Origin of the sequence: Aeromicrobium sp. 50.2.37, from assembly GCF_024655735.1 — a bacterium.
In the GTDB taxonomy this organism is placed as follows: domain Bacteria; phylum Actinomycetota; class Actinomycetes; order Propionibacteriales; family Nocardioidaceae; genus Aeromicrobium.
In genome coordinates, this window is sequence record NZ_JANLGG010000032.1 from 26637 (window position 1) to 34471 (window position 7835).

Annotated in this window: 8 protein-coding genes; 4 read left to right on the forward strand and 4 right to left on the reverse strand. The window is 71.8% G+C overall.

Going from position 1 to position 7835, the window contains the following annotated elements:
- The first annotated feature begins 138 nt into the window (after positions 1-138).
- Both NUV38_RS14995 and NUV38_RS15000 read left to right on the forward strand, forming a co-directional pair.
- On the forward strand, positions 139-1737 hold the full coding sequence (locus NUV38_RS14995; protein WP_257729893.1) for a catalase: 1599 nt from the start codon (positions 139-141) through the stop codon (positions 1735-1737).
- A gap of 147 nt (positions 1738-1884) precedes the next feature.
- Positions 1885-2871, forward strand: a complete 987-nt coding sequence (locus tag NUV38_RS15000) for a malate dehydrogenase (protein WP_257729894.1) — start codon at positions 1885-1887, stop codon at positions 2869-2871.
- A 144-nt stretch (positions 2872-3015) separates the two neighbouring features.
- On the opposite strand, the gene NUV38_RS15005 is transcribed toward NUV38_RS15000, so the two are convergent.
- Positions 3016-3297 (reverse strand): DUF3017 domain-containing protein, encoded by a 282-nt coding sequence (locus NUV38_RS15005; protein ID WP_257729895.1) that lies wholly within the window; start codon positions 3295-3297, stop codon positions 3016-3018.
- 10 nt (positions 3298-3307) lie between these two features.
- A complete protein-coding gene (locus NUV38_RS15010) occupies positions 3308-4171 on the reverse strand; it encodes a bifunctional methylenetetrahydrofolate dehydrogenase/methenyltetrahydrofolate cyclohydrolase (RefSeq protein ID WP_257729896.1) in 864 nt (287 codons plus the stop codon).
- 159 nt (positions 4172-4330) lie between these two features.
- On the opposite strand from NUV38_RS15010, the gene NUV38_RS15015 reads away from it, so the two are divergent.
- Positions 4331-4984 carry a TetR/AcrR family transcriptional regulator gene (locus NUV38_RS15015; protein WP_257729897.1) on the forward strand — a complete coding sequence of 218 codons (654 nt, stop codon included), beginning with the start codon at positions 4331-4333 and terminating at the stop codon, positions 4982-4984.
- 91 nt (positions 4985-5075) lie between these two features.
- Positions 5076-5696 (forward strand): TetR/AcrR family transcriptional regulator, encoded by a 621-nt coding sequence (locus tag NUV38_RS15020; protein ID WP_257729898.1) that lies wholly within the window; start codon positions 5076-5078, stop codon positions 5694-5696.
- A 20-nt stretch (positions 5697-5716) separates the two neighbouring features.
- On the opposite strand, the gene purH is transcribed toward NUV38_RS15020, so the two are convergent.
- Both purH and purN read right to left on the reverse strand, forming a co-directional pair.
- A complete protein-coding gene (gene purH / locus NUV38_RS15025; RefSeq protein ID WP_257729899.1) occupies positions 5717-7291 on the reverse strand; it encodes a bifunctional phosphoribosylaminoimidazolecarboxamide formyltransferase/IMP cyclohydrolase in 1575 nt (524 codons plus the stop codon).
- The gene (purN, locus tag NUV38_RS15030) at positions 7288-7779 is read right to left on the reverse strand and encodes a phosphoribosylglycinamide formyltransferase (protein ID WP_257729900.1); all 492 of its coding nucleotides are present in this window, start codon (positions 7777-7779) and stop codon (positions 7288-7290) included. The genes purH and purN overlap by 4 nt, the downstream gene beginning before the upstream one ends.
- Between the last annotated feature and the right edge of the window lie 56 nt (positions 7780-7835).

Below are 7835 nucleotides of genomic sequence, written 5' to 3' on the forward strand. Positions count from 1 at the left end.
AGTCTCTCGACCTCAAGATATCCCCTGGAGGCCTCACGACCACATCGGCCCACGAGCCGACGGTCCGGCTCCGCTCCGGTCGCGGGTTCGGCGTTCTGGGTTCACGGTGGAGGGACACAGACTTCGAAGGAGCGGACCATGACGCACCACGTCCCCCAGCCCGACGACGGCACGTCCGTCGCGACCGCACCCACCCCCGAGGCCCAGAAGGGCTCGACCACCGAGACCGGCGCACCCGCCGGCTCGGACCGCAACAGCCTGACCCTCGGCGCCGACGGCCCGATCCTGCTCCACGACCGGCACCTGCTGGAGCAGATGGCCCACTTCAACCGCGAGCGCGTGCCCGAGCGCAACGTGCACGCCAAGGGATCCGGCGCCTTCGGCACCTTCACGACGACCGAGGACGTGAGCGCGTACACGAAGGCAGCGCTCTTCCAGCCGGGCGTCGAGACCGAGATGCTGGCGCGGTTCTCCACCGTCGCCGGCGAGCAGGGCTCGCCCGACACCTGGCGCGACCCCCGCGGCTTCGCGCTGAAGTTCTACACGACGGAGGGCAACTACAACCTCGTCGGCAACAACACCCCGGTCTTCTTCGTCCGCGACACGATGAAGTTCCAGCACTTCATCCGCAGCCAGAAGCGGCGCGGCGCCAGCGGGCTGCGCGACAACCACATGCAGTGGGACTTCTGGTCGCTCAACCCCGAGTCCGCGCACCAGGTGACCTACCTGATGGGTGATCGCGGCATCCCGCGCTCGTGGCGGCACATGAACGGCTACGGCTCGCACACCTTCCTGTGGATCAACGAGGCCGGTGACAAGCACTGGGTCAAGTACCACTTCCACAGCCAGCAGGGCGTGCAGGGACTCACCGGGGAGGACGCCGACACGATCGCCGGCCACGACGCCGACTTCCACCGCCGCGACCTGTTCGAGTCCATCGACGCCGGCGAGTTCCCGTCCTGGCGCATGTCCGTGCAGCTCATGCCCTACGAGGACGCGAAGACCTACCGGCTCAACCCGTTCGACCTCACCAAGGTGTGGCCGCACGAGGACTACCCGCTGGTCGAGGTCGGGACCATGACCCTGAACCGGAACCCGGAGAACTTCTTCGCCGAGATCGAGCAGGCGGCCTTCGAGCCGTCGGCGATCGTGCCGGGCATCGGCTTCAGCCCCGACAAGATGCTGCTGGGCCGGGTGTTCTCCTACTCCGACACCCAGCGCTACCGCATCGGGCCGAACTACCACCAGCTGCCGGTGAACCGGCCGAAGAACGTGGCGCACCACAACACGTACACGTTCGACGGACCGATGGCCTACGACCACAGCGGCGACGAGGCGAAGTACGCGCCCAACAGCGAGGGCCGCGGCTACAGCGACGAGACCGGACCCGTCGACGACGGCTGGGAGGCCGACGGAGCGATGGTGCGCCAGGCCTACACGCTCCGTCCCGACGACGACGACTTCAGCCAGGCCGGCGCCCTCGTGCGCGACGTCTGGGACGACGCCCAGCGCGAGCGGTTCGTCGAGACCGTGGCGGGGCACCTGCTCGGCGGGGTGAAGGGCGACGTCCTGGAGCGGGCGTTCGACTACTGGAAGAACGTCGACGCCGACACCGGCAAGCAGATCGAGGAGCTCACGCGGGCCGGGCTCGGTGGCGACAACCCCGGCGGCGAGGACGACCAGGCCAAGGACCTGACCGCCAACGCCCTCGTGGAGACCCGCACCCACGCCGGCTGACCGGCCGCGACGCGACGGCCCCCCTGCACGCGCAGGGGGGCCTGCGTTACGTTCGTCACAGTGCCCTGGTCCGGGCGCCCCCCAGCTCATCGGCTCTCAGCTCGTCTGCACAGCCCTCCCTCGTCCCACCACCTCAAGGAGCATCGCGTGACCACTCCCGTCAAGGTCGCCGTCACCGGCGCCGCCGGCCAGATCGGCTACAGCCTCCTCTTCCGGATCGCCTCCGGAGCCCTCCTCGGACCCGACACCCCGGTCCAGCTGCGGCTGCTCGAGATCACCCCGGCCCTCAAGGCGCTCGAGGGCGTCGTGATGGAGCTCGACGACTGCGCCTTCACCACGCTCGACTCCGTCGAGATCGGTGACGACGCCGAGCACATCTTCGACGGCGTCAACCTCGCGCTGCTCGTGGGCGCACGCCCCCGCACCAAGGGCATGGAGCGCGGCGACCTGCTCGAGGCCAACGGCGCGATCTTCACCGCCCAGGGCAAGGCCCTCAACGCGGTCGCGGCCGACGACGTGCGCATCGGCGTCACCGGCAACCCGGCGAACACCAACGCGCTCATCGCCATGAGCAACGCGCCCGACATCCCGCGCGAGCGCTTCAGCGCCCTGACGCGGCTCGACCACAACCGCGCGCTCAGCCAGCTGGCCGCCAAGACCGGCTCGAAGGTCGGCGACATCACGAAGCTGACCATCTGGGGCAACCACTCCGCCACGCAGTACCCGGACGTCTTCCACGCCGAGATCGGTGGCCGCCCGGCCGCCGAGGTCGTGGACGACCAGCCGTGGATCGAGAACGACTTCATCCCCACCGTCGCCAAGCGCGGCGCGGCCATCATCGAGGCGCGCGGCGCCTCGTCGGCCGCCTCCGCCGCGTCGGCCACCATCGACGCCGCGCGCGACTGGCTCCACGGCACGCCCGAGGGCGACTGGGCCTCCATGGCCGTCGTCTCCGACGGCTCCTACGGCGTGCCCGAGGGCCTGATCTACTCCTACCCCGTCACCACGAGCAACGGTGACTGGGAGATCGTCCAGGGCCTGGAGATCGACGACTTCAGCCGCGCGCGCATGGACGCCACCGCGGCCGAGCTGGTCGAGGAGCGCGACGCCGTCAAGGAGCTCGGCCTGATCTGAGGCCCTGCCGAGGCACCATCCACCGACCGACGCCGCTGCTCCCCACGGAGCGGCGGCGTCGGTGCGTCGGGCAGGCGATGGACTCTGCCCTGCCTCGCGCCGGCGGGCTCTGCCCTGCCTCAGGCCGGCGGGCTCTGCCCTGCCTCAGGCCGGCGGGCCGGGCGGCACGATCAGGGCCAGCAGGCTCAGGCTCGCGCCCAGCACCGTCATCCAGACGATGTCGAACGTCCGCCCACGCACGCGGAGCATCCCCACGTGGTCCGGCGGCACGACCACCCGGGCGACGGCCCCCAGCACGAACGTGACTCCCACGACCATCAGCCCGGCCCGCCAGACGCCGAACGCCACGAGGACGAGCCCGACCGCCACCCCGACGAGCAGGAGCAGGTAGATCTGCGATCCGCGACTGCGCGGCAGAGGCACCATCACCGGGCCGTCAATCCCGGCTCGCGACGATCTTCTCGGCCTCGTCGACCACGTTGCTCAGGAGCATCGCTCGCGTCATCGGACCGACGCCCCCGGGATTGGGAGCCACCCACCCCGCCACGTCCATCACGCCCGGGTGCAGGTCGCCGACGATCTTGCCGGCCTCGTCGCGGCTGACCCCGACGTCGAGCAGGGCGGCACCGGGCTTGACCATGTCGGCCGTGACGATGCCCGGCACGCCCGCCGCGGCGATGACGATGTCGGCGCGCCGCACCTCGGCGGCGAGGTCGCGGGTGCCCGTGTGGCACAGGGTGACGGTGGCGTTCTCGGAGCGACGCGTGAGCAGCAGACCCATGGGGCGGCCGACGGTGATGCCGCGACCGACGACCACGACGTTCGCCCCCGCGATCGGCACGTCATGACGACGCAGCAGCTCCACGATCCCGCGGGGCGTGCACGGCAACGGCGCCGGCTCGCCCAGCACGAGCCAGCCGAGGTTGGTGGGGTGCAGCCCGTCGGCGTCCTTCGCCGGGTCGATCCGGCCGATCACGGCGTTCTCGTCGATCCCGCGCGGCAGCGGCAGCTGCACGATGTAGAGGGTGCAGTCGGGGTCGGCGTTCAACCCGTCGACCGCCGCCTCGATCTCGGCCTGCGTCGCCGACGCCGGGAGGTCGACGCGGATCGACTCGATGCCGATCTGGGCGCAGTCGCGGTGCTTGGCGTCCACGTACCAGCGGCTGCCCGGGTCGTCGCCGACCAGGATGGTGCCCAGACCCGGCACCAGCCCACGCTCCCGCAGGGCCGCCACCCTGCTGGTGAGCTCCGTCTTGATGGCCGCGGCCACCGCCTTGCCGTCGAGGATCTGCGCCGTCACGCGCACGAGTCTGTCACGGCTCGGCGTCCGCGAGGAACATGACCCGATGGCCCCTCCCCCTACACTCGGGTCCGGGAGAGTGACCCGCCTCGGTGGTCACGCTGCAGACCAGCAGGACGGTCCCGGTGCCGCACGGCACCGCACGGGAGAAGGTGACGGATGACGACGCGGGCACAGCTGTCCCAGGAGCGCAGTCGGCAGCGACGCGACGAGCTCGTCGCCGCCGCCATCGAGCTGTTCGCCGAAGGCGGCGCGCGCGCCGTCACGCACCGCGCGGTCGCACGACGCGCCGGACTCCCCCCAGCCACCACCACCTACTACTTCGCCTCGATCGAGGAGCTGCTGCGGGAGGCCCTGCGCGACCACATCGGACGGTGGCGCGCCTCGCTCGACTCGCTCGCCGGCTTCGACGACGGGCCGCGGACGCTGCGGGTCTCCGACGTGACCCCCACCATCGTGGGCGTGTTCTCGGCCCGTGGCCCCGAGGTCGCGGCCCTCGAGCTCTCGATCTACCTCGCCGCGACCCGCGACGAGGCCCTGCGCGACGAGGCCGCCGGCGCACTGCGCAGCTTCGAGCAGCTCACCATCGGCTGGCTCACGGTCCTCGGCGTCCCCACCCCCGAGCGGCTGGCCGGCGCCCTCCTGACCGCGGTGGCGGGCACCGCGCTGCGCCGCCAGTCGGGCCTGTACTCGGAGACCGAGGAGGCCGAGCGCATGAGCGAAACCCTGCGCGACCTGGTCGGCGCCCACCTCCTGGGACGAGACGTGATCGACGGGGCCCTCGCCAAAGCGACCGGCGCGTCATTAGACTGACGACCAACAGTCTCGGGGTACAGGAAGTGAAGGACGACGCGATCATGCTCGTTGGTGCCCAGGACGTCCCCTCCCCCGGGCGCGGCCACGCATGACCGACAGCACCCCTCCCGGGGGTCGCGCCCGGCTCAGCCAGGAACGCAGCCGGGTCCGTCGTGACCAGCTCATCACCGCCGCAGCCACCCTCTTCGCCGAGGGCGGCACGAAGGCCGTGACCCACCGGTCCGTGAGCGAGGCCGCCGACGTGCCCCTCGCCACGGTGTCGTACTACTTCGCCTCGATCGAGCAGCTCGTCGACGTGGTGTTCAGCCAGACGCTCTCGACGTGGAACGCCACGTGGAGCGCGCTGCAGCCCGAGCCCGGCACCGTCCTCACCCCCGAGGACGTCGGCGCCGTCTTCGAGCGACTGCTCTCCGACCACACCTCCACCACGGCTGCGCAGCAGATGCAGGTCTACCTGGCGACGTTCGCCCGACCCCACCTCATGGACGACCTGCACGCCATGCGCGCCAACGTCGGGGCGTCGATGGTGTCGCTCGTCCGGGCCGTCGGCGTGGCCGACGGCATCGAGTGCGTCCGGGCCCTGTCGGTGCTCTACTCGGGAGCCCTCGTCTCGATCACCGACCCGTCGGACGACGTCGCCTCGGTGGCTGCGCTGCTGCGCCGCCAGGTCGTGCGCGTCCTCGAGGACGGTCTGCGCACCAGCTCCTGACGCGGCGCCGACCGCGCGCGTCAGTGGAAGAAGTGTCGCGTCCCGGTCACGTACATCGTCACGCCCGCAGCCTGGGCAGCGGCGATCGTCTCGTCGTCACGCACCGACCCACCCGGCTGGACGATGGCACGCACCCCAGCGTCGATGAGGATCTGCGGGCCGTCGGCGAACGGGAAGAACGCGTCGGACGCGGCCACGGCACCGAGGGCCCGCTCCTGGCCCGCTCGCTCGACGGCCAGACGGCACGAGTCGACCCGGTTGACCTGTCCCATGCCGATGCCCACCGCCCCGCCGTCCTTGGCCAGGAGGATGGCGTTCGACTTGACGGCGCGGACGGCGGTCCAGGCGAAGGCCAGGTCGGCGAGGAGCGCGTCGTCGGCCGGGTCGCCGGAGACCAACGTCCACGAGGCGGGGTCGTCACCGGCGGCGTCGACGTGGTCGACCTGCTGGACCAGCCGCCCACCCGAGATCGGGCGCACCTCCGTGTCGGTCGCGGCACCGTCGGACGGCGCTGCCGGCGCGGGTGACCGCAGGATCCTGATGTTCTTCTTGCGCTGCAGCACCTCCACGGCGCCCGGCTCGTAGTCGGGGGCCACGATCACCTCGGTGAAGACCTCCGCCACCTGCTCGGCCATCGCCACGCTGACCGGCCGGTTGGCGGCGATGACGCCGCCGAAGGCGGACACCGGGTCGCAGGCGTGGGCGCGGGCGTGCGCCTGGGCCACGTCGGCGCCGACCGCGATCCCGCACGGGTTCGCGTGCTTGATGATCGCCACGGCGGGCTCGTCGTGGTCGAACGCCGCACGTCGCGCGGCATCGGTGTCGACGTAGTTGTTGTAGCTCATCTCCTTGCCGTGCAGCTGCTCGGCGGAGGCGAGACCACCCTTGCCGTCGGCGTAGAGGGCGGCCTGCTGGTGCGGGTTCTCGCCGTACCGCAGCACCGAGGTGAGCGTGCCGGCGGACCCTGCGAACGCGGGCCAGCCCCCGTCGACGGTCTCGTCACGCGTGTACTCGCCGGCGAACCACTCGGCGACGGCCACGTCGTAGGCGGCGGTGTGGGCGAAGGCCTGGGCCGCGAGCCGCTTGCGCTGCTCGAGCGTGAAGCCGCCGCCGGCCAACGCCTGCGTGACGTCGGCATAGGCGTCGGGCGAGGTCACGATCGCGACGCTCGGGTGGTTCTTCGCCGCGGCGCGCACCATCGACGGGCCACCGATGTCGATCTGCTCGACGCACTCGTCGGGCGTGGCGCCCGAGGCGACCGTCTCGCGGAACGGGTAGAGGTTGACGACGACGAGGTCGAACGGCTCCACACCGAGCTCGGCCAGCTGGGCCGCGTGGGACTCCAGGCGGGTGTCGGCCAGGATGCCGGCGTGCACGCGCGGGTGCAGGGTCTTGACCCGGCCGTCGAGGCACTCGGGGAAGCCGGTCAGCTCCTCGACCGGCGTCACGGGCACGCCCGCGGCCTCGATGGTGCGGGCCGTCGACCCGGTCGAGACGATGGCGACGTCGGCGGCGTGCAGCGCCTGGGCCAGCTGCTCCAGCCCGGTCTTGTCGTACACCGAGACGAGGGCGCGCTTGATCTGTCGTGTGCTCATGCAGGGTCTCCGAGCTCGATGGTGCGGTCGTTGAGGGTGAAGCCGCGGCGCGCCAGCTCGCCGACGGAGTCGACGAGCATGCGACGCTCGCTGGTCTTGATGCGTTCGTGCAGCGTGGCCTCGTCGTCGTCGGGCAGCACCGGCACGGCCACCTGGGCCACGATCGGCCCGGTGTCGACCCCGGCATCCACGACGAACAGCGTGGCCCCGGTGATCTTGACGCCGTACGCGAGCGCGTCGCGCGGGCCGTGCATGCCGGGGAACGACGGCGAGAGCGCCGGGTGCGTGTTGAGGGTGCGACCGCCGAACCGGGCCAGGAAGTGCGGGCCGGCGAGCTTCATGAAGCCGGCGAGGACGACGAGGTCGGGTTCGTGGGCGGCGACCTGCTCGGTCAGGGCAGCGTCCCAGGAGTCGCGGTCGGAGTGGTCACCGAGCCGCTCGACGAAGGTGGGGAGGTCTGCGCGCTCCGCACGGGCCAGTCCCTCGATGCCGTCGGGGGGGGGGGGGGGGGGGGGGGGGGGGGGGGGGGGGGGGGGGGGGGGGG

What these genes read in the sequence shown, in the direction of transcription:
- purH (WP_257729899.1), bottom strand. Translation starts at nt 7,291, where the DNA reads ATGAGCACACGACAGATCAAGCGCGCCCTCGTCTCGGTGTACGACAAG.
- NUV38_RS14995 (WP_257729893.1), top strand. Translation starts at nt 139, where the DNA reads ATGACGCACCACGTCCCCCAGCCCGACGACGGCACGTCCGTCGCGACC.
- NUV38_RS15015 (WP_257729897.1), top strand. Translation starts at nt 4,331, where the DNA reads ATGACGACGCGGGCACAGCTGTCCCAGGAGCGCAGTCGGCAGCGACGC.
- NUV38_RS15005 (WP_257729895.1), bottom strand. Translation starts at nt 3,297, where the DNA reads ATGGTGCCTCTGCCGCGCAGTCGCGGATCGCAGATCTACCTGCTCCTG.
- NUV38_RS15020 (WP_257729898.1), top strand. Translation starts at nt 5,076, where the DNA reads ATGACCGACAGCACCCCTCCCGGGGGTCGCGCCCGGCTCAGCCAGGAA.